The organism is Agarivorans sp. D1326 (assembly GCF_056958115.1).
On the sequence record NZ_JBTWEN010000014.1, the window covers coordinates 1 to 21,789 of the forward strand.

Annotated in this window: 20 protein-coding genes; 8 read left to right on the forward strand and 12 right to left on the reverse strand. The window is 44.3% G+C overall.

Features of this window, described 5'->3' with window-relative positions; genetic code table 11:
- The 5 genes from ACYFDN_RS19850 to ACYFDN_RS19870 form a co-directional block, all read right to left on the reverse strand.
- A partial coding sequence (locus ACYFDN_RS19850; protein WP_483512438.1) for a hypothetical protein occupies positions 1–429 on the reverse strand: 429 nt, incomplete at its 3' end.
- Between the two features lie 20 nt (positions 430–449).
- On the reverse strand, positions 450–1,232 hold the full coding sequence (locus tag ACYFDN_RS19855; RefSeq protein WP_483512439.1) for a transglutaminase-like domain-containing protein: 783 nt from the start codon (positions 1,230–1,232) through the stop codon (positions 450–452).
- 118 nt (positions 1,233–1,350) lie between these two features.
- Positions 1,351–2,169, reverse strand: coding sequence for a hypothetical protein (locus ACYFDN_RS19860; protein ID WP_483512440.1), 819 nt, complete (start codon positions 2,167–2,169; stop codon positions 1,351–1,353).
- Positions 2,170–2,498: 329 nt separating this feature from the next.
- Positions 2,499–4,157 carry a chaperonin GroEL gene (gene groL, locus ACYFDN_RS19865; protein ID WP_016402034.1) on the reverse strand — a complete coding sequence of 553 codons (1,659 nt, stop codon included), beginning with the start codon at positions 4,155–4,157 and terminating at the stop codon, positions 2,499–2,501.
- Positions 4,158–4,209: 52 nt separating this feature from the next.
- Entirely contained in the window at positions 4,210–4,500 is a 291-nt protein-coding gene (locus ACYFDN_RS19870; protein WP_016402035.1) for a co-chaperone GroES, read from the reverse strand.
- Positions 4,501–4,831: 331 nt separating this feature from the next.
- Between ACYFDN_RS19870 and ACYFDN_RS19875 the strand changes: the two genes are divergently transcribed.
- Entirely contained in the window at positions 4,832–5,014 is a 183-nt protein-coding gene (locus ACYFDN_RS19875; protein ID WP_016402036.1) for a hypothetical protein, read from the forward strand.
- A 72-nt stretch (positions 5,015–5,086) separates the two neighbouring features.
- Here ACYFDN_RS19875 and ACYFDN_RS19880 read toward each other — a convergent pair whose 3' ends face one another.
- Entirely contained in the window at positions 5,087–5,569 is a 483-nt protein-coding gene (locus ACYFDN_RS19880) for an FxsA family protein (RefSeq protein WP_016402037.1), read from the reverse strand.
- A 193-nt stretch (positions 5,570–5,762) separates the two neighbouring features.
- Between ACYFDN_RS19880 and cutA the strand changes: the two genes are divergently transcribed.
- A complete protein-coding gene (gene cutA, locus ACYFDN_RS19885) occupies positions 5,763–6,083 on the forward strand; it encodes a divalent-cation tolerance protein CutA (protein ID WP_016402039.1) in 321 nt (106 codons plus the stop codon).
- The gene (locus tag ACYFDN_RS19890) at positions 6,059–7,852 is read left to right on the forward strand and encodes a protein-disulfide reductase DsbD (RefSeq protein ID WP_483512441.1); all 1,794 of its coding nucleotides are present in this window, start codon (positions 6,059–6,061) and stop codon (positions 7,850–7,852) included. The genes cutA and ACYFDN_RS19890 overlap by 25 nt, the downstream gene beginning before the upstream one ends.
- A gap of 56 nt (positions 7,853–7,908) precedes the next feature.
- On the opposite strand, the gene ACYFDN_RS19895 is transcribed toward ACYFDN_RS19890, so the two are convergent.
- Positions 7,909–9,927 carry a methyl-accepting chemotaxis protein gene (locus tag ACYFDN_RS19895; RefSeq protein ID WP_084681860.1) on the reverse strand — a complete coding sequence of 673 codons (2,019 nt, stop codon included), beginning with the start codon at positions 9,925–9,927 and terminating at the stop codon, positions 7,909–7,911.
- A 317-nt stretch (positions 9,928–10,244) separates the two neighbouring features.
- Here ACYFDN_RS19895 and ACYFDN_RS19900 point away from each other — a divergent pair, with 317 nt between their 5' ends.
- Positions 10,245–11,141, forward strand: a complete 897-nt coding sequence (locus ACYFDN_RS19900; RefSeq protein WP_016402042.1) for a LysR family transcriptional regulator — start codon at positions 10,245–10,247, stop codon at positions 11,139–11,141.
- Positions 11,142–11,189: 48 nt separating this feature from the next.
- On the opposite strand, the gene ACYFDN_RS19905 is transcribed toward ACYFDN_RS19900, so the two are convergent.
- Entirely contained in the window at positions 11,190–12,212 is a 1,023-nt protein-coding gene (locus ACYFDN_RS19905; protein ID WP_221075830.1) for a GlxA family transcriptional regulator, read from the reverse strand.
- A 97-nt stretch (positions 12,213–12,309) separates the two neighbouring features.
- Between ACYFDN_RS19905 and ACYFDN_RS19910 the strand changes: the two genes are divergently transcribed.
- The gene (locus tag ACYFDN_RS19910; RefSeq protein ID WP_483512442.1) at positions 12,310–13,242 is read left to right on the forward strand and encodes an alpha/beta fold hydrolase; all 933 of its coding nucleotides are present in this window, start codon (positions 12,310–12,312) and stop codon (positions 13,240–13,242) included.
- Between the two features lie 68 nt (positions 13,243–13,310).
- Positions 13,311–13,727: a cysteine-rich CWC family protein gene (locus ACYFDN_RS19915; RefSeq protein WP_483512443.1), complete on the forward strand. Its 417-nt coding sequence runs from the start codon at positions 13,311–13,313 to the stop codon at positions 13,725–13,727.
- On the opposite strand, the gene ACYFDN_RS19920 is transcribed toward ACYFDN_RS19915, so the two are convergent.
- Positions 13,724–14,209: an ABZJ_00895 family protein gene (locus tag ACYFDN_RS19920; protein WP_016402046.1), complete on the reverse strand. Its 486-nt coding sequence runs from the start codon at positions 14,207–14,209 to the stop codon at positions 13,724–13,726. The two genes, ACYFDN_RS19915 and ACYFDN_RS19920, sit on opposite strands and share 4 nt — an antisense overlap.
- A 263-nt stretch (positions 14,210–14,472) precedes the next feature.
- Between ACYFDN_RS19920 and ACYFDN_RS19925 the strand changes: the two genes are divergently transcribed.
- Entirely contained in the window at positions 14,473–15,081 is a 609-nt protein-coding gene (locus tag ACYFDN_RS19925; RefSeq protein WP_152785673.1) for a LysE family translocator, read from the forward strand.
- A 62-nt stretch (positions 15,082–15,143) separates the two neighbouring features.
- The gene (locus ACYFDN_RS19930) at positions 15,144–15,809 is read left to right on the forward strand and encodes a response regulator (RefSeq protein ID WP_016402048.1); all 666 of its coding nucleotides are present in this window, start codon (positions 15,144–15,146) and stop codon (positions 15,807–15,809) included.
- A gap of 62 nt (positions 15,810–15,871) precedes the next feature.
- Here the strand turns inward: ACYFDN_RS19930 and ACYFDN_RS19935 are convergent, their stop codons facing one another.
- The 3 genes from ACYFDN_RS19935 to ACYFDN_RS19945 all read right to left on the reverse strand — a co-directional run bounded on the left by ACYFDN_RS19935 (position 15,872) and on the right by ACYFDN_RS19945 (position 21,685).
- Positions 15,872–17,362 carry a phage tail sheath family protein gene (locus ACYFDN_RS19935; RefSeq protein ID WP_483512444.1) on the reverse strand — a complete coding sequence of 497 codons (1,491 nt, stop codon included), beginning with the start codon at positions 17,360–17,362 and terminating at the stop codon, positions 15,872–15,874.
- Between the two features lie 96 nt (positions 17,363–17,458).
- Positions 17,459–18,070, reverse strand: a complete 612-nt coding sequence (locus ACYFDN_RS19940; protein WP_483512445.1) for a hypothetical protein — start codon at positions 18,068–18,070, stop codon at positions 17,459–17,461.
- A 93-nt stretch (positions 18,071–18,163) separates the two neighbouring features.
- Entirely contained in the window at positions 18,164–21,685 is a 3,522-nt protein-coding gene (locus ACYFDN_RS19945) for a hybrid sensor histidine kinase/response regulator (RefSeq protein ID WP_483512446.1), read from the reverse strand.
- Positions 21,686–21,789: the final 104 nt, after the last annotated feature.

Here is a 21,789-nt window from a genome sequence, read left to right on the forward strand (position 1 = left end):
GGCATCAAACGAGTCATTGCTGTTATATTTACCGCCCTTGCCGCCATGGCTGCCGCCAGCACCAAACTTAGCACCCGCACCCGCTTTTTGGCCTCGGAAGCTCACATCAATGCTACTGCCCGCCTCAACCGTAATGGTGTCGGCAGTGATTGTTGGAACAAATGCTGATGGAAGCATCGGTGCGATGTTATCCGGCAATACTGGTTGGCTAAGCTTGGCATTGTTAATGAGAGTTAAAGACTTAAACGAATGCTCACCAGATATTGTAACCTCTACACCATTAATGGTTAGCTCTGCGCCACTAAATTGAGTCTCATCGGCGGTAATTTCAGTCGCCTCGCTAATTTCAATCGCTTGGGCATTAGCCACTAAAGAAAGAGTAGAAAATACTAATCCAAGTAGCGTTGCTACAATACATTTCCATTGCATGGTGAAAGGTCGCATCCTGCTTAATTCATCTTAATTTGTAGGCGAGAATCGTGCGCAATAAAGCGCTCGGCATTACCCATGGGGTTTATTTCTTTATCACTCAAGAGCCTGAAGGCAACATAAGTGGGGTACTGTTCGTTAAATACTTGCTGTTGTGGATCGGCTAATACCCAACGGTCTCCATTGTGGTATTCTGCCCAGTTGTGGTAATTGCTAGCTTTTAACAAACGGCTAGTATTGGTCACTCTAAAGCCGGCAACTCCTCGACTGGGTATATCTAAATGTCGTGCGAGTGCAACAAAACTGTACATATACTCTGTACAGTCCCCTTGACGTGTTGATAACGCGTATTTAGCTCCACGATCTTTAGCCGTAAAGCCAATATCGGTGACATTTTGAACTAACCACTGATAAATAGAGCTAGGAACATCACTAGCACTATTGAACTGTTTGGCTATATGAGCAACTACCTGAGATTCTGACTCTATATACTTTTCTGGCTTACGGTAGCCTTGGGTTTGCTTTGGTGGAAGCGCTTGGTTATTTGGTATTAATGCCAATGCTAATTCGGCGGTAATAACGATATCAATACTGGCATATGGAGCGAGTTTGGGAATAGTAAATAAAAGCCGTCTATTTCCTAATATGTCATCCTGCTCAAGGTATTCCAAGTTAGTTTTTAAGCTTACTAGCTTTTGATTTGATGAATAAGGAATAGGAGAAAATGTAACAAACTTTGCGTTATTTAATGGCTTACCAGTGGTGTTTTTAATACTAAAACCATAACGAATTGTTTTGCTCACTGGATATATATTTTCTTTTGGCAAAACGGGGGCTTTAACATTTTCAAAATAGACAAAAAATAACAGTGCCAGTATGCAAACTGTAAATAAGACGATGAGTAAGCGAGTGCGAAACATGCTAAACATTACACATCATCGCTTTGTTAACCTTTCTGCTCTGCTGGTCGACTAACTGTTTACGAGCCTTAAGATACTTCTCTAATGAGCTGACTCCACCTGACAAATAGTAAAGATTGGGAAGAGACAGTTGTTCTACAAGATTTTTTGCTTCTTTGCCTGTAGACCCCACTAAAATCAATTTATTCGATGATAGACTTTGCACATTTAGAGCGAATTGATTAATGAGCTTTGACTTACTGTTAGTAACTGAGTCAACAATACTTACCTGCAAGCGAGATAAGCTTGATTTACTAACATTATCAAGCGCAATCACCTTAACATTAGAGCGTTTTAGTTCATTCCAAAACTGCTTTGCCTCTATGGCACTAATTGCTGTTTTATCAATACTTTTTTGATTAATTAAATGCGCGTATGCTAGCGCTCCACCATCTAAAACACGAGTTGATGCAAAACCAGCTTTACTGAGTTTTTCGCACCAAATACCTCGCTGTTCTGAGTTAAATTCTGAGTCGATTAGCAAGACGTTCTTATCTTTTAAGAACGGAATATTAATAAATTCGAGAAAGGAAGTATTTATTGCACCATAAAACTGACTATCTTGTGCCGGGCGTTGGCGAACATCAACCACTCTATATTTTTCTATAGAGTTGGCCAACTCATAGGGCTGGATCAAACAGCTATCAAAATTCTGCGATACTTGGTAGCCAAGTTCACATTGGAGTCCATTTAAACCACTACTTAATACGTCTGACTGTGTATTAAACACAGAAAAGCTTAAAGCAATTACACAACTCTTCCATGAGTTAAAAGTAAACACTACTTACGCCTTAATTTACCCTCATTCCTTGAGGGATCACTCAACAAGCGCGTAAAGTAGTATATAAGTATTAAACTGTCAATAATAAAGTTGTGTGTCAGTAAAAACTATAAGCACTTGTAATAACGTTACATTATGTCCATTCAGTTTACTATGTGCCTGTGGGTGGTGTTACATAAGTAGAGGTAGAAACAAATAACTGCTCTTGGTTGCGAACCCCCTATACACATATTTGGAAGCTTCCATGCTGGTAAACAAAAAGCCCGTAAAGCAATGCCTTACGGGCTTTAAGAAACTTTATGAGTTTCTATGAATAGCTGAAGCGATGATTACATCATGCCGCCCATGCCACCCATACCACCCATGCCGCCCATGCCGCCCATATCTGGAGCGCCACCAGCAGCTTTGTCTTCTGGCTTGTCGGTGATCATACATTCGGTAGTGATCATCAAACCAGCAACAGAGCCAGCAAACTGTAGTGCAGAACGGGTTACTTTAGTTGGGTCAAGAATACCCATCTCAAGCATGTCACCGTATACGCTAGTGCCAGCGTTGTAACCAAAGCTAGCTTCGCCTTCTTTCACTTTGTTAGCTACTACAGACGCTTCGTCACCTGCGTTGGTTACGATTTGACGAAGTGGAGCTTCCATAGCGCGAAGTGCTAAGCGAATACCTACGTTTTGGTCTTCGTTGTCACCTTCTAGGCCAGCAACTTTAGCTGCAGCGCGAACTAGTGCAACACCACCGCCCGCTACAACACCTTCTTCTACTGCTGCGCGAGTAGCGTGAAGCGCGTCTTCTACACGGTCTTTCTTCTCTTTCATTTCAACTTCAGTAGCAGCACCAACTTTAATTACTGCTACACCGCCAGCTAGTTTAGCTACACGCTCTTGAAGTTTTTCTTTGTCGTAGTCTGAAGAAGTATCTTCGATTTGCTGACGAATTTGAGAAACACGGCCTTGAATAGCAGCTTCTTCACCAACACCATCAATGATAGTTGTGTTGTCTTTAGAGATAACTACACGCTTCGCGCTACCTAGGTCTTCTAAAGTAGCTTTTTCTAGCTCTAGGCCAACTTCTTCAGAGATAACAGTACCGTTAGTTAGAATAGCAATGTCTTGAAGCATCGCTTTACGACGGTCACCAAAGCCAGGAGCTTTAACAGCAGATACTTTAACAATACCGCGCATGTTGTTAACTACTAGAGTAGCTAGCGCTTCGCCTTCTAGATCTTCAGCAATGATAAGCAATGGCTTACCCGCTTTAGCTAGTGCTTCTAACAGAGGAAGCAATTCGCGAATGTTAGAGATTTTTTTATCAGCCAATAGAATGAACGGGTTGTCTAGTTCAACAGTGCCGTTTTCTTGGTTGGTGATGAAGTAAGGAGATAGGTAACCGCGGTCAAACTGCATACCTTCAACTACGTCTAACTCATCAGTTAGCGCTTGGCCTTCTTCAACAGTAATTACGCCTTCTTTACCTACTTTTTCCATTGCTTCAGCAATGATGTTACCAACAGTAGTATCAGAGTTAGCAGAGATAGTACCTACTTGGGCAATCGCTTTAGTATCTGCACAAGGAGCAGAAAGGCCTTTAAGTTCTTCTACAGCAGCTACAACTGCTTTGTCGATGCCGCGCTTAAGATCCATTGGGTTCATGCCAGCTGCAACGGCTTTTAGGCCTTCGTTTACAATAGCTTGAGCCAATACTGTAGCAGTAGTGGTACCGTCACCGGCAGCATCGTTGGCTTGAGAAGCAACTTCTTTCACCATTTGTGCGCCCATGTTTTCGAACTTGTCTTCTAGTTCGATCTCTTTAGCTACCGAAACACCATCTTTAGTGATGGTTGGTGCGCCAAAAGATTTGTCTAGCACTACGTTACGGCCTTTAGGACCTAGTGTAACTTTAACTGCGTCTGCTAGTACGTTTACACCCGCTAGCATTTTGCTGCGAGAATCATTTCCAAAAATTACGTCTTTAGCTGCCATGATACCTTTCCTAATATTCGTTCAGCTTTTTCTTAACCAGAAAAAAGGGAGATTATTCTACAATTGCTAGAATGTCTGACTCAGACATGATCAGCACTTCTTCGCCGTCAACTTTTTCAGTTTTAACGCCGTAGCCTTCGTTGAATACAACAGTGTCACCAACTTTTACGTCTAAGGCTTGGATTTCACCATTGTCAAGCATACGACCTTTGCCTACAGCAAGTACTTCACCACGAGTCGACTTTTCAGCCGCAGAGCCAGTAAGCACGATGCCACCAGCTGATTTACTCTCTTGGTCTTTACGTTTGATGATAACGCGGTCATGCAACGGACGGATGTTCATTGCTATCTCTCCTTAAATAAAACAATCGTGTTTTGTCTATGAAAATGCAGCCAAGGGCCACAAAGCTTTAATGTTGAATTTAAGATGGGGGCGTAAACGCTGCATACAAGGGTTGCTAGTAATTTTTTTTTGGTTTTTTGTCTTAAAAACTTGGCCAATATCAAAATGAAAACATTTTCAGTTACAAATTTTACAAAAAACACTTGAACCCAGACAAAAATTTGAGCAGGATCACAGCGACTGGTCGTACTAGACAGTTATACCAACAATTAGATAACAAACTAATAACAAATGTTGGTTTTATTTGGCGTAACAGCGGGAGCACTTGATTATGCAGCAAATCTATATTGCATTTGAGCGTTTAAGTGGTTTTCTAAGCAAAGAGAAAACTGTTTACTTACCTTTTCAAGGTAGCGTTAAAGAAGCCGAAGAGCATCTACGTTCCGACGAGTTTGATTCGTTTTTGTCTACCAGCAAAGGCTTGAATCCTCGAGTGGTAACACAAAGGCACTAATTGCCTGAGCAACAATTATCGATAAAAAAAGAAGGGCTATTGCCCTTCTTTTTTTATATCCAAATTTTGTTATTAATCGTCTTTTCTTTCGAACTCACCCTCAATGGTGCTGCCTGGCTTATTATCAACCTTGCCGCTAGGTGGATTGGCGTCTTTCACATTGCCCTCTCCAGGTGTTTGAAAACGCATAGATTGCATTTTCAAGGCCTGAGACTTTAACACTCGAGCTGCCAATAGCGCTCGTAGTGGCGGTAGTAAAATAAGCAAACCGAAGAAATCGGTAATAAAGCCTGGCATCACTAACATTGCACCTGCAATGATTAGCATTAGGCCTTCAATCATTTGTTGAGCAGGGGTTTCTCCTCGCTCCATTGCCGAACGCGCCTGAAAAGCGGTTTGTAATCCTTGGCTACGAACTAGAGATGCACCAACCAATGCAGTAAGAATGGTTAAGGCAATAGCGCTTAACGCGCCCATTTGGCTGCCCACCTGAATTAACACATAAATCTCTGCGTAAGACAGGCCAGCAAACAATAAAAATACATATAAAAACAAGGCGTAGTTCCTCAAAGTCATGGAGAAGCTGAAAATCTGCTTCACCTTAAGGGTAAAATATGAGGGCAGTTGGAGCAAATTTAAAGGCTTATGCTCAATAAACCAGCAAACAACAAGACATTTCGCTTATTTAATGGCGCTTCAATAGCTACTTTCTACACTCAAAGTGACATCTGCTTACCAGAGGCTCAATATGGAAACCGCTTGCTATTTAGTTCTCACCACTTTTGATAATGTAGATGCTGCTCAGCGCTTTGCGCAGCAGCTTGTAGAAAAAAAATTGGCGGCTTGTGTTAATATTTTGCCGCAAGTCAGGTCTATTTATCGCTGGCAAGACAATATTGAATCCAGTAGTGAGGTACAGCTGCAAATTAAAACCAATTTGCGCTGCTTACATTCCTTACAGTGTTATTTTAAACAGCATCATCCCTATGATTGCCCAGAATTTATTGCGCTACCCATTGAACAAGGAGCGAGTGACTACCTGAAATGGCTAAACGATTCTTTACAATAGTATTTTTGCTCTGCTTGAGCTTACCGAGTATTGCCGACAACCTACTCGACCAACTGCCCGGCCTAAAAGCCTCTCCTAGTTCTAATGCAAATGAATTCTTACCTGTAGATAGCGCTTTTGCCTTCAACTTTATTGAGCAAGACGGAGCGCTGCACCTTAGTTGGCAAGTTGCCGAGCAATACTATCTTTACCAAGCTCAGTTTAAAGTTGTGGCAGACGGCCAGTCGATTGATCTAAGCAAGCTACTGCCACAAGGCAAGTTATATAACGATGCTTACTTTGGTGAAGTGTTTATTTACCCGCAAGATGTCTCTTTCTCTGTGCCGCTTAGTGAGTTAAATCAAGCCAACAATATTCAGGTCACTTATCAAGGCTGTGCCGAAGCCGGTTTATGCTATCCGCCAGAAACCAAGCAAGCTTTTCTTTCACAATCTTCCGCTGTTAATGCTGGAACACAAGCGCCCAGCACAACACCAGCAGCACCAATTGCAAACAACGAGGGCTCGGTGCCCATTAGCCAACAATGGGTGCTGGCCGATCGCCTCACCAACAACAATATTTGGCTAAATGTATTGCTGTTTTTTGTATTAGGCATCGGACTCGCTTTTACGCCTTGTGTATTTCCCATGTATCCCATTCTTACCGGCATTATTGCCGGTGCAGGTAAACAGCTAAGCACTAAGCGCGCTTTTAGTTTATCGATGGCCTATGTGCAAGGTATGGCGGCTACCTTTACCGCCTTAGGTTTAGTGGTGGCCAGCGCGGGTTTACAGTTTCAAGCGGCGCTGCAACACCCGGTTATATTAGGCGGCTTAGCCGTGCTATTTGTGGTACTAGCGCTGTCTATGTTTGGCTTGTTTAACCTACAACTGCCCAGCAGCCTGCAGCAAAAGCTAAATAGCTTAAGTAACCAGCAGCAGGCTGGTTCGTTATCTGGTGCTGCCATAATGGGCATGATATCTGGCCTAGTTGCTTCTCCTTGCACCGCCGCCCCACTCTCTGGGGTACTGATTTACGTAGCGCAAAGTGGCGATCTCGCCTTAGGCGCGATTACCCTATACAGCTTGAGTTTAGGAATGGGATTACCCTTGTTGCTGTTAGGCGCGAGTAGCGGTCGTTTACTGCCAAAAGCGGGGGCGTGGATGAACCACGTAAAAACCTTCTTTGGGGTAATGCTGCTTGCAGTTGCCATTTTAATGCTAGAGCGTTTTTTATCTGCCGAAGCTATTCGCATCCTGTGGGCTGCATTAGTCATTGGCGCCAGTGGTTATTACTATCATCAAAACCGCTTAGCCCTATTAAGTGGCTGGCAAACCTTTAGGCAACTATTGCTGCTAGCAATAATGGCGATCAGCTTGTTGTGGGCCGCTCAACCATGGTTTGCACCTGCGCCAGCCCAGCAGCAGGGAGAGTTTATTCAAGTGGCCAACCTAGAAGAAATGCAGCAACAGCTGCAACTAGCGGCACAGCAAGGCAAACCAGCTTTAGTGGATTTTTATGCTGACTGGTGCACCGCCTGTAAGGATTTTGAGAATAAGACTTTTCACGCGCCACAAGTTGCTGCCAAGTTGGATAAGATGGTGTTAATCCAAGCTGACGTTACTCAAACTAATGCCACTGCGATTAAGCTGCTCAATCATTATGAAGTGCTAGGTTTGCCCACCATATTGCTGTTTGACCAAAACGGTGAAGAGTTAAAACAAGCCAGAGTCACCGGCTTTATGAACGCCGAAGCCTTTACCGCCCATTTAATCCTTAACGGTTTATAAGCCATAAAAAAGCCACCCTAGGGTGGCTTTTTGTTATTCATTAGTGCGAGTGAAGCTTAGGCAAATTTAAAACCTTGTACTAAGTCTACCTGCTCTTTAGCTACAGATTCCAAATCATCACTCAAGCGGTTTAACTCTGTTACAACCGTAAGGTTTTGCTGAGCAGCGCTAGAGATGGTTTCCATACTGCAAGACACATCCACACTGGTGGTTTGCTGTTGGTTAGTCGCCACACTAATCTCTTCGTTAAGCAGTGATAAATGCTCAATGTGGCTGGCAATATCACCAATTTTTTGGTTAATCGCATTCACGTTACTCGCATTTAGCTCCATGCTCTTATTACACTGCTCAATTTCCTTCACGGCTAGCTCGGTATCTTGCTGTAAACCACCAATCATAGTTTGAATCTCTGTGGTAGAAGAGGCGGTACGCTGTGCTAACTGGCGAACTTCGTCGGCTACTACCGCAAACCCTCGGCCTTGCTCGCCAGCACGTGCGGCCTCAATGGCGGCATTAAGCGCTAACAAGTTGGTTTGCTGGGTTATGCCTTCAATCACTTCTAGTATGCCAAAGATAGCGTTGCTGCTTTCGCTCACATGTTTCACTCTGTCGGTTGAGCTAGCAATGTTGGAGGCCAAAGCTTGGTTGTTTTCTAAGGCTTCTTCGGTTAGGCGAACGCCATCTTGCGTGCTATCGCTGATCTCTCGCATACCTTGTGCAGCAGAGTCTGCTCGGCGTGCTACATCTTGAATCGCCTGTTCCATTTCGGTCATGGCGGCCGACACTGTGATACATTGGCTACGCTGCTCGTCCAGCTGCTTCATTATGTCGCTACCGTGCTGACGGTTTACGGTAGAAGCTTGCCCTAGTGCTTCACTCTTTTCACGCAAGCCCGTTACGGTGTCTCGCTGCTGTTCAATAACCTGGTTTAGCTGGTTGCTCAACATTCCAAACTCGTTGCCACTTTGATACTGACAGCGCTGGCTCAAATCACCATCTGCTAAGTGCTTAAGGGTATTAATCAATTGCTTCAGCGGAGTTCTAATCAACTGCTGAATAATTAAACCCATGGCGATACAGAACAAAATAGTAAGTGGAATAACCACCGCACCACTGTTTATCAAGGTAGAAATGCTGCCAGAAGCTTCTTCGATTTGCTGCTCGGTGGCGCTTTGGCTCTCTGCAGTAAGTGCACTTAAATTACTATTCACATCTTGTAGCTGATCAGTAATTGATGCTTTAAGCTTCATCAGTTTGTTTTGCTTAATTAGGTATTGTTGGTATTGGCCTAACAGGCCACCAAACGCAGTCACTTCGTTAAGTAACCAAGGAATTTGCGTTACTAGTTCATGCTCGCCCTGAACGCCTTTCAGCTCTTTCTCAACGATCAAGTCACCAAAGTCTTCTTCTACGTAGCTTTTAGTTTCATTATTGCTAGTAATCACCTTACCAACTTCACGAGGATCGGTTGAGTTGAGCACATTAATGGTTGCCAGTTGCATTGCCGAGAGATCGGCACTTACTGCGTCTAGCAATACTTTAAGCATATTAGGATCTGCTTCATCAAACAGTTGGCCTAACAACAAGTTAATACGTAAGGAAATGCCTTGGAAAGTTGCGGTACGCTCAGACAGGGATGTGCCACTAGAGATAACATCTTGATGCAACTCAATAAGGTATTCTGCATCTTCGAATAACAATTCATTTTGCTGTTGAACAAGGCTAAAGTTTTCACTTTCTACGCCATTTTCCGACAACCAATTTACCAATACTTGCTCTGCCGCTTGGTAATCGGCCACGCGTTGATGGTATTGCGCAATAAGTTGATTAACTTTTTGTTCATCGCGTTCTTGAATGGTGTTATTCAGCACACGTTCAACCGCGGTTAAACTACGATCAAGCTGGTTCGTATGTCCCATTAAAGGGAAAGCTTGAGTGATCACTTCACCCATTGTGTTTTCTGCTTGTTGCATTTGTTTCCATGCAACTAAACCGAGCACCAGCAATACGATACATAGCATTGAAAATGTCGCCAGAATCAACTGGGTAATGGACAATTTTTTATGTACTAGCATCTTTAATCTCACTTCTTTAATTAGTTCACTTCCGTATGTAAGCGCTTACATAATAACCGTGCGACCAGCTGCTAAAGATTATGTTTTCATAATATAAATTTATGAAAACACGTTTTCGAGAGCTGCTCGATCTTTATGCTGAGGTTAATAATATGTTACTGATTAAAAGGGTGATTTGGCTCATAAAACCAGAATGGGCAAGGCTTAAGCCGTGGCACAAAGCACATTCTAGTTATGAAATAAAATTAGTTTTGGCTTGCTATACAGAATCGCTATAGCCGAGTAAGCTAGGCACGTAGACTAACGATGAGCTCAATATGCAACTTGGAAAAATTAACTTAAATTTACTCAGTGCATTATATTATTTACTGCAAGAACAAAGTGTTACTCGCGCTGCAGAAAAAATGCACCTAAGCCAGTCCGCCATGAGTAAACACTTAGCAAAATTACGCGAAGTATTTGGCGATCCTTTACTGGTGCGAGTGCAAGGACAACTACAGGCAACGCCTAAAGGCATTGAGCTAAAAGCCCAAGTAGCACCGTTATTAGACTCTGTGGAAAACTTGCTACACCAACAAGCCTTTGAGCCTAGCTTATGCCAGCGTACTTTCACCATTGCTACCTCAGACTATGTAAGTGAACACTTACTGCCAAAAGTTCTCGGTGGTATCTACCAGCAAGCGCCTCAGCTAAATATTGAGCTATGTAACTGGGACCATACCACTAATAGGCTATTACACAGTGGCGAAGTAGACCTAGGCATGACACTGCCTCCCCGGGATAGCACTGAGTTACACGCTACCACCTTAGGCACCGATCACTTAGTGTGTTTAATGCACCAACAACACCCCTATTTATCGATAGCGCAACCCAGCATGAGCGACTACTGCCGCTACCCACACGCCATCATTACTACTGGTGCAGACAAAAACAGCCATATTGACCGCCACCTTAGCCAGCAAGGTTTACAGCGCCAAATTCAATTTCGTGCCTCTTCCTATCCAGCCACAGTACAAATTCTCAGTGAGACAAGATTCATTCTTACCTTGCCCGCCAAAATCGCCAAACAACTGCTAAAACAGCGCCCCTTAGCAATGGTTGCTTTGCCCTTTGAGGTTAGCCCTTTTGACTACTCGTTGATTTGGCATCATCGCAACCATCACGATCCCGCTCACACTTGGTTTAGACAGCAAATCCATCAAGCAATGACTTAGCCATGTAAGCACTTACTTACCCTCTTACTCATAAATTAAATGGCTTTGCTAACCAACAGCCATATGTTGCTGATGTTGAATACCAAATTGCTGCCGGTAGCTTTCCATGGTCATTGCCATTTGTTTTTTAAATAAACGACGAAAACTGCTTTCGTCTTGATAGCCAACTTCCAACACAATTTTATTGCTAGGTAATTGGGTCGCCTCGAGTAGGCTGCAAGCTTGATTTACCCTAAGCCGCTGAAGGTACTGCAAGGGGGAGCAATCTAGGGCCGCAGCAAAGCGGCGCTTTAGTTGGCGATCACTAATGTTTAATTCTTGAGCCACTTCCACCATGCTAATGTCTTGGCTGCTATTTCGCTGCAAGTAAAGCTGGGCCTGTTGCACTAAGGCATCTTGATGTTCTGGTTGGTACTGGTGAGCACGATAAGGCGCAGCTGGCGGGGCATTAAGATCCATCATCAGCAACTTGGCGGTATTGATGGCTGTTTGATGCCCGGCAAAGCGCTCTACAAGACGCAGCACTAAATACTCATAAGCCATACTGCCACCAATCGAACACAGTAAATTGCCATACTCAGCAATGGTATTCTGGCTATCAATGCTTAAGTGCGGAAAGGCACGGCGGAAGTGGTGCTCATTACGCCAATGCATTAATGCCGGATTCTTGCCCAGCAAATCGGCTTGCGCTAGCAAAAAAGCGCCAGTGCACATACACACAATCATTTTGTTATCTGCTACATGCTGCTGAAGCACAGGTATCATTACTTCGCTTTGGCGCATCGCCGTTTGCACTTTTTCAAAGTTGCTAGCCGATTGATAAATGCCAGGAATGATCCATATGTCGGGTTGTTCAGAACGCGCTATAAAACTAGCTAAATCGCAATCGGCCTCAATGCGCAATCCATTGGTGGGAGTAACCCTATTACCATCTAGCGACACCAGTTCCCACTCAAACAGCGGCATGGCACCAGATTTAATCAAGCTGTAATTAGCCGCAATAAGCGCATCTAATATGCCATTAATGCCCGTGCCAAAGCAGTTATCCATTAACAAAATTGCCGCTTTCATAACCCTGTCCATTTTCACCATCACAATGGCAAATATGACACTTTTTAAGCTTATCAGCAAATAGGATACTAGTGACTAAATCTCAGGGAGAGACTATATGACTCAGCCAAATCAAGCCAACTCACTAAACTGTGATACCCCTCAACCGAGTAACAAACAAAAACGACACCAGCGAGTGGTGCCCTTACGTTATCAAGCAGCAGGGTTTGCATTTAACCTGGCTGGCATGGTAAACCATGCCTGGGCAGCAAACACATTGGCTAAGTTGTGGTTTCGTGTTTTCAAGCGGAAGGTTAGCCCTAATACTCAAGCCTTTTGGCAAAGTGCCGAGCAAACCATCACACTCAAGGTAAACCAACATAAGCTACCCTTGCACTTATGGGGGGAAGGACCTTTAGTGGTTTGCTTGCATGGCTGGAGTGGCAGCGGCGTGCAGTTTCGCCATTTTGTTCAACCTTTGGTTGATGCTGGCTACCAAGTTGCGACATTTGATGCCCCCGGACACGGCAGTCACCAAGATTCGCATAGCCACTTACTCGAATTTAGTGACAGCTTGTTAGCCATTCAACAGCAAGTTGCCAAGGTGCATTGTGTACTTGCTCATTCCTTTGGTGCTATGGCCACTACCACAGCCCAGTTACGTGGTTTTGCTCCAACCAAGCTAGTTATGTTGGCCCCTCATTTAGATGTAGAAGAGATGTTTTCTACCTATGCCAATCTGCTAAGCCTACGCCAGAAGCTTAAAGCTACCTTTAAAGAACAAGTGGGACAAAAAATGCAGAAGTTGTTGGCGGGTGACGATCCTTGGCAATTGTTTAGTGTAGAGCGCTTAACCCCGCAAGCTACGCCAGGTTTGTTGATTAGTGATAGCCAAGACCAAGAAGTTAGCCAACAACAATTTAAGCTAATTCAACAGTGCTGGCCAAACGCAAAACACCAGCAAACAGAAGGACTAGGCCACTTTCGCCTGCTAAAAGACCCTCATGTTATTGCTGAGACTGTCAGTTTTGTTGGAAATCAAAGCCACTAAATGCAAACTCACATAGGAAGCAAAGGCTAAATACTTTATGCTCGAATAAAAGACATTAACTAAGAAACATGCTCGTGGCACAACAAGTCCCTTCAGATTGTCCTAGCTGTGGAGCCTCAGTCGGCTGCACAGCTAATGAACAATGCTGGTGTATGAATATGCCAGCTATTTTGCCGGTAAGCGCAGATCTCAATGAGCGGGCATGTCTTTGTCAAACATGCTTATCCAAAAAGTTGGCCGAGAAATTAACGCTGTTGATAGCCAATACGCCTCATCATGAACTACTCGAATTAGCGGCACGCTACCGAACACCAGCTAACCAACAAGCTGCCTTGCAAGAACATCTAGACTTCGGCATGGAAGATGGCTTGATGGTTTTTAGTGCTTGGTATCACTTAAAGCGAGGCACCTGCTGCGGTAATGGTTGCCGACATTGTCCTTACCCAACAAGCAATCAAACAAACCCAGCAGCAAACAACAGTTAAGCCAAAGTGTTAACTTGCTTAGTGAAAGCTTTATTAGCAAAGCCATAGGCTAAACGAGTTAGCCCCCAGAAGATGAGCAATACAACGGCAATAATTGCATAAAGTGCGTGCAGGTCAATCGACAGTTCAAACAATAAAGCAGCTAGCTCGGCTTGCACATCTAGCCATGCGATAACGCCATAAATCTCGTAAAACGAATAGGCAAATACCGCTAATAGCTCTGCTACAGAGATAAACACCGAGGCAAGCCACGACCAAAAGCTCAAGTAGCGTAGCTCTGCACGCATAAGTGCCCGTTGATGGTCTTTCACAAACAACTGCACCGCAATGGAGGCCGACAGCATAAGGACAATAATGCCCAAAAAACTATTCGACTCTAAATCCAACCACGACACTACTGTGCCAAAAACTAACGAACTGGCTAAATAAACCAGTGCGAACCACATCAGGTACTTGTTAAGTGATACTTCAGCCGTTTGCATGCTCTTCCTTTAACCTTACTGCCTAAACTACCCGCGCATATTAACACTAAGACGACAAAATTTAGCATTAGCCCAAACACTTCTACTTACGCAATATCAATTTAATCTGCGCTGAAAAATTCCAGCTCACAGTTTTAAATTGTTTATTCACACATGATTCCAAATTGGAATATTCAAAATATCTACAATTCCATTTTTATAAGCAGTAGCAACTTCTACACTAGCCGCAGTTTTTAAATCTCAATACTTTCAGGGATGAACGCGTGTTAGAAGCATTAAGCGCACTTTTATTAATCAATTTATTAGGCATGTTAAGCCCTGGCCCAGACATGGTTATGGTATTGCGCCATGCCAGCAGCGGAAAGCGCCAAGCTGCATTGTGTGTAGTGGGCGTATTGCTAGGCTTTAGTATCCATATCGCGCTAGCCATTGGCGGCTTATCTATCATCATTAAACAATCGCCTTTATTGTTTGAAGTATTGCGTTGGGGCGGCGCAGGCTTTTTGGTATTCCTAGGCTTAAGAACCTTATTTAGTCGCTCCGAGCTGATGGAACTCGCCAGCCAAGGCAAACCTAAGCGCGCTAAAAAAGTGGTGCTAAGCGGTATTGCTTGTAACCTACTCAACCCAAAGATTTTAGTTTTTGTAGTAAGTGTATTTAGTCAGTTTATTGGTAGTGAAACACTACTCAGCGAAAAGCTGATACTCGGAGCAGCTTTGTTACTAGAAACCGCATTACTGTGGTACCTATTGGTGCGCATTTTATCGCACCATAAAGTGCAAATTCAGCTACAACGCTACCAACAGTGGGTGAATAGATTTAGTGGCACAACCCTACTTGGAATGGGAACTTTGCTCGGCCTTCACAGTTAAGCCCTCTGCAAATTGAAACCCGCAGGGCTTGGTGCTATGGTCAAAAAAAAGGCAGATGAATCATGGTTATGGAAGATACCTACAAGATCATTATCGCTGACGACCACCCCTTGTTTCGTAGTGCTCTTCAGCAGGCAGTACAAACTGCCGTTCCCGATGCTCAGTTACTAGAAGCTGAGAATGTTAACGACCTACTTAAACTGCTCGAACTAGAGCGTGAACCCGACCTACTACTATTAGATTTGAAGATGCCCGGCGCTAATGGCTTCTCGGCATTTACCCATTTGCACGGTCAATACCCAGAGCTACCGATTGTGGTGATCTCGGCCAGCGAGGAAGTAAGCGTAGTGCAAAAAGCCAAGCAGCTTGGCGCAACCGGCTTTATTCCTAAATCGACCCCGCTACAACAATTGGTTGCCGCCATTCAACACATTATTGAAGGCGACGACTGGTTCCCAGAAGGCATAAGCTTTAGCGCTCAAGCTGAGGAAGACCCTCTAGCCGAACGCTTAGCCAGCCTTACCCCACAGCAATACAAAGTATTGGTAATGCTTAACGAAGGCCTGCTAAACAAGCAAATTGCCTACGAGCTAAATGTATCGGAGGCCACCATTAAGGCCCACGTTACTGCGATTTTCCGCAAACTTAACGTGAAAAACCGCACCCAAGCAGTAATCGCTTTGCAACAATTAGAGCTAGAGCCAAGCCCAGAAGATAACGAGATTTAAAAAGCTTCTGAAAATTAGAAAGCCCGCTGGTCGGGCTTAGTGTTTTATGCAATAAATTAAGCTTAAGATTTTTGCATTTGCTGCTGGAAAGTAATTTCAATAAATTCGGCTGGGCGAGTGATCGCAACAAGTACCGTAATCTTTAAAATCCCTTCAAGAATATCTTCACTGGTCATGGTTTCACCCAAACCAACATGCACGCTAAAGGCTTCTTTTGGCGCCGCTCCTGCTAAGCCTCCTTGTTTCCAGATTCCTGTAAGGAAGTTAGAAATCATGCTTTTAATCGCGACCCAAGTTTGTGCATCGTTTGGCTCAAATACATATGCTTTAGCCGCTAGTTTTAGTGATTGTTCGAGCATAATCATGGTGCGGCGCACATTAACGTAACGATAATCCAAGCTATTGCCATCCAGAGTTCGAGCCCCCCAAACTAAGGTTCCTTGACCGGTAAATGAGCGAATCGCATTTATCGATTTACCATTGCCATCTGCGTTTAAGCTTTCTTGCTCTTCGACGGAAACAATCAAAGCAGGTGAAGTGACGCCAACTACTTCAATATTCGCAGGCGCTTTCCATACACCTTGCATATTGTCGGTCATGGCATACAAACCGGCCATCGCGCCAGATGGAGGCAGCAAATTGAGTTGACTGCAAATTTCTTTAACAAGTGCTGGGTAAGTAATACAGGATGCACGTAAGGCTTTATCAATAACTTCGGGAGTAGGATCGTCATCACCTGTTTCGGTAGCAGTAAGTCCTGCCAACATTCTACCTATATCTGACGTGGCATCAGGTGCACCAAGCTCTGCATTTATAGCCGCTTGCAATACCGCTTTACCTTCGTCACTTAAAAAGCCGTAGTGAACATCTGAATGACTAAACAAAGTGCTGTTTAGCCATGGGAAATACACTGCGCCAAAACCACCAATCTCTTTATTTGATATTCCAGCTCTAAACGCTGCCACACTGTCTTCTTCGTCTTGAAAACCGTTATGAACATCTAACAGTGCAATACGGCTGCGCATTTTACTGCCACAATGCATCAGCATTTGCTGCTGCACCGTGTAACAATCGGCAGCTGCAAGACTGACTGCATCAGGAATCACCACCAGGGTAGGCTCTTGCTCTTCAACTAAGGAAGTAATGCCAGCTAACATTGCGTCTTTAGCCATGTCTGTCGCGTAATCACCAACCGATACGATGTAGCAAGGACCACCGCCATTTAAGAAAAACATCTGCATACTTTGGTACAAACGATACTTATTGCCGCTCGCTGCAACTGTATAGTGCTTGTCATCTAAAGACATATCTGCGCTTGCAGCGTCAGCGGCTTCCGCAAAATTAAACTGCAATCTAGCTCCAAAGCCAAAAACACTTTGAAACTCAGCCATCGAGCTTATCCGAATAGGTTTGTTTAGTACTGACTTGTTATTTTTACTAGCGGTTTGGGTATAGCCGATAAATGCCGGTACTGCAGTTGCTACCTCCACGACTGAATTTGGAAACGCATTTTTTTCAACAATATACACACCGGGAGTTTTTATGTTTCTCATGCCGTTTTCCTCTTATAGATCCACTAATATTTCTGAGGCTTTGATCTTCTTTGCTGCGTCGAGATAGGTATAACAAACCAAGAAAACTACACATACTCAAAACATCTTAGTCAAATGCTCTGCGGCCGGAGGAATAAATTTGCTGGTACGATAATAACGCTCTCCTTCAAACGACAACCACCCGAGCTTAGTAAGAGTACGTAGATCACGGCTCACTAGTGGCTTAGCAAATGCTGGTTCGAGCTGCTCACATCGCCATTCAGCTATATGTGAGCTTGTTGTACTGTGATAAGTCAGCTCTTCTGGATACTGATCCAGCGCTTGCAACCACCAGAGTTGATGAACACTAATTCCCAATTGGCGCGCTCGTTTTACTTCTTGAGGGTGACTCTCTGCCTCTAATACTAGCTTCTGGACTTCTTGGCGGAGCATCGTTTGCACAAAACCTTTACTATATTCAGCCATCAATGGAATTAGTTCTGCCCAACTAACTAGCAACTCACGATTAACCAAAGACAAATACAAGGTTCTTTCAGCTGTTTCAAAAATTTGCCAACTGCCGGTTGGAGATAACTTACAAGTTGGAGCGGGTAAGGTTTTTGGTTTAGCCACAATAAAACAATCAAACACCTGCCAAGCACTGCCATTCCAATTGGCCATCAGCCGCATATTAGTGCTAAGAAAACTATTTACTCCCCACCTAATCAAGCTACCCCTCCCGTTTATAAGAATGAAAAATTAGCGACATCGTAAAACTGTTGTTGTTCAAGTAAGAGTAAAAACATCAACCATTCTTTTTATTTAAGAGCTCGGCTTTAGCCAATCATTAGCACCTTTTTGGCTATTTAGCAGCTGCTGGCAGAGTTTTTTCAAACGCAATGGACGCAGTGGTTTACTTAAGTAGGCAAAACCTTGAGCGCGTACGCGGTCGATTAGATCGGTTTGCCTATCGGCGCTAATAACAATGCCATGACAAGAGAGTTGGCCTTGATGAATTAGGCGCTGCAGCGCTTCTAATCCGGTTTTATCATAGTCGAGATGATAATCACTAAGAATAAGTTCTGGCACCCAACCGCCCTCTATTACTTCTGCGGCAGTATCAGCATCTTCGCAGCAAATCACTTCGTAGCCCCAGCGGCTTAGCAGGCTTTCCATGCCTGCCAGAATGTCGGGCTCATTATCAATACAGAGTACTTTTGCACCTTGAGTCGTGCTAATGGGAGCACCTTCTAATTGCTTAGTTTTATAAATATTGGCTGCTTCAACCACAGGAACGGTAACGTAAAATACCGAGCCTTTGCCAAGTACCGACTCAACGCCAATGGGAATTTCCAATAACTCGGCAAAGCCTTGGGCAATTGCCAAACCTAAACCTAAGCCTTCTTCTCGAGCCCGGCCAGACTTTTGTAACTGTTGAAACTCTTCAAAAATTTGCTGCTGTTTGCTTTGCTCAATACCAGGGCCGTTGTCCCATACTTCCAATCGTAAGCTATTGCCTTTGCGACGCGCCCCCAATAAAACCTTACCTTTAGGGTTGTAACGTAATGCATTGGTAAGAAAGTTCTGCAAAATGCGGCGTAACAATTTGCTGTCGCTGCTTACAGTAAGCTTGCTGGTATGTAACTTAAGCTCCACCGCTTGTTGCTGGGCTAAGGGGATAAATTCGGCATGAATATGGTCAAGCAAATGGCCTATTTCAAACTGCTCTTTACTCACCACCACGCGGCCTGACTCAAGACGCGAAATATCTAGCAAATCACTAATGATTTCCTCGGCAGAATACAGCGACTTATCGATGCTCGCAGCCAAAAACTTGGTGTCGTTTTCTAAGTCGGCCTCAAGCAAAGAGCCAGCAAACAGCTTGGCGGCATTTAACGGCTGCATAAGGTCGTGGCTTACCGCCGCTAAAAAGCGCGTTTTAGATTGGTTAGCTTGCTCTGCTGCATGGGTAGCATGCACTAATTGCTGGTTAATAGACGATAACTGTTGAGTACGCTGGGCAACGCGCGCCTCAAGAATTTCGTTAGCTTGTTTGAGCATGTCTTCTGCTTGGCGAAAGGTGGTAATGTCACTAAAGGTCATTACATAGCCACCATTTGGCATCGGGTTACCTTGCACTTGAATCACCCGGCCATCACGCCTGATCCGTGAAGAGGTGTGGCTATTGCCACGGCGTAAATGCTCTACCCTACGTTCAACATGTTCTTCAATATCACCCGGACCACACAAACCATTAATAGCATTGTGGCGAATCAGATCTTCAATCGGCCGACCTACCGCAATCATGCCATTAGGAAAATCAAATAGCTCGGTATAACGGCGGTTCCACGACACCAATTTTAACTCTTTATCTACAATGGCAATGCCTTGATCAATGTGCTCAATAGCCCCTTGTAACAGGTGTTTATTAAACTGCAGCAACTCCGAGGCTTCTTCAGCAATCGAGGCAAACTCTTCAAGTTGAACTTGCTTACCTTGCAGGGCAGAACCCAGCACTAAACGCGCCGACGATGATCCAAATACCCCACCTAACATGCGTTCCGTTTCGGCAATCAGCTCCACCGGTGCTTGTTGATTAGGGCTAAGGTCCAGATCTCGAGAGCTCGCATATTTACCAAATGCCTCGCTTATGCGTTGAGTCCCCAAAAAGCGCGATGCCAGCATGTGAAGCTCTTCTACACTCACCTTTGATTGGTATAGCGCGCCTGCATCATCACTTTTACCGGTTTGACCAACAAAGTTACTGGCTTGCAGCCATTCGGAAACGGCTGGGCTAGATAACTTAGACACCAATAAATACGCCAACAGGTTACCCAACAAACTAAGCACGATGCCCCAGTTTTCATTGGAGATCAGCGCGTGACCAGCAAGTTGCGGTGCAGTCAGCCAATCGGCAATCCATTGGTTAAAAATCAAGGGATTTAGGCCATCGGTCATATTGAGTAAATTGAGTAGCCATAAGCTCATGCCCACTAACAAACCCGCATAAACACCGGTTCGATTGCCTTCTCGCCAGTACAAACCAAAGATAAGTGGAATCGCTAATTGAGCGATTGCAGCAAAAGATAAGAAGCCAATGTCAGCAAGGTTTGTTAGCTCCCCCAACATCAAGAAGGTGCCCCAAGCCAGCAACAAAATCACCAAAATGGTGGTGCGGCGAACATTAAGCAGTAGTTCGCTAAACTGAGCAAAATTACGACGGCTCAAACCACCTTGTTTTAGCAGCAGCGGTAACACTAGATCGTTGCTCACCATAATCGCCAAAGCAATGGTCGACACCACCACCATGCCACTGGCGGCGGAGGTTCCACCTAAAAATGCCACCATGCCTAACCAATCGTGCCCTGCCGCAAGCGGTAAACTAATCACATAGTTATCGGCAGGCGTATTTGCCGGTAGCAAAACATCACCCGCAAAGGCGATGGGCAATACAAAAATAGCCAGCAACACCAAATAGGCAGGAAATAGCCAACGCGCGGTTTTTAAATCATTAACTTGGTTGTTTTCTACCACAGTTACATGAAATTGGCGGGGTAAACAAATAACTGCCGACATCGCTAACAGCGTGGCAATTACCAAATCTGTCACATCGGCAACGCTAATCTCTTGCCACTTAAAACTAAAGGACTCACTTACCGCTTGCTGAGCGCTAAGCGGCAAATCCCAAAGTATCGATACCGCCAGCAATCCCACACAAACAAAGGCCACCAGCTTAACCAGCGACTCAAAAGCAATCGCTACAATCACCCCACGGTGATGCTCTGTGGCATCAATATGGCGAGTGCCAAATAACATGGTGAATATTGCCAAGGCGATACTCACAAACAAGGCGATTTGCGAGCTACTGCCTTTGCCCACGGCTTCACGCATTGCATCGCCGCCAAACAAGTCTAAACCCATCACAATGGCGCGTAATTGCAATGCGATATACGGCAAAACACCAATAATACAAATAAGCGAAATAACTACTGCTAAGGTTTGTGACTTGCCATAACGTGCTGCGATAAAGTCGGCAATTGTTGTGATGTGTTCGCGTTTAGCGATTAACACCACTCTGGCGAGTAGTTTCCAACCAAACAGAAATAGCAGTACCGGACCAAGGTAAATGGAAATAAAAGATAAGAAGTTCTCGCTGGCTTGGCCCACAGTGCCGTAAAAGGTCCACGAAGTACAATAAACAGCGATAGAAAAGCTATAAAAAGCCGGTTGCCAGCGCAAACGGGCACTGGCATTTTGATCGGTAAAATAGGCGATCACAAATAGCAAACCCAAGTACGCCAACGACAGCGGGATAACTAACCAGCCCTCACTTACTATTTGCATCTATTCTTTCTATCCTTGTGATCACTAACTCACTCAATACAAGGCTTAAGCCAGCCTTCACTATCAGCAACTAGAACAACATCCATTTTCTATCTGCCTACAAA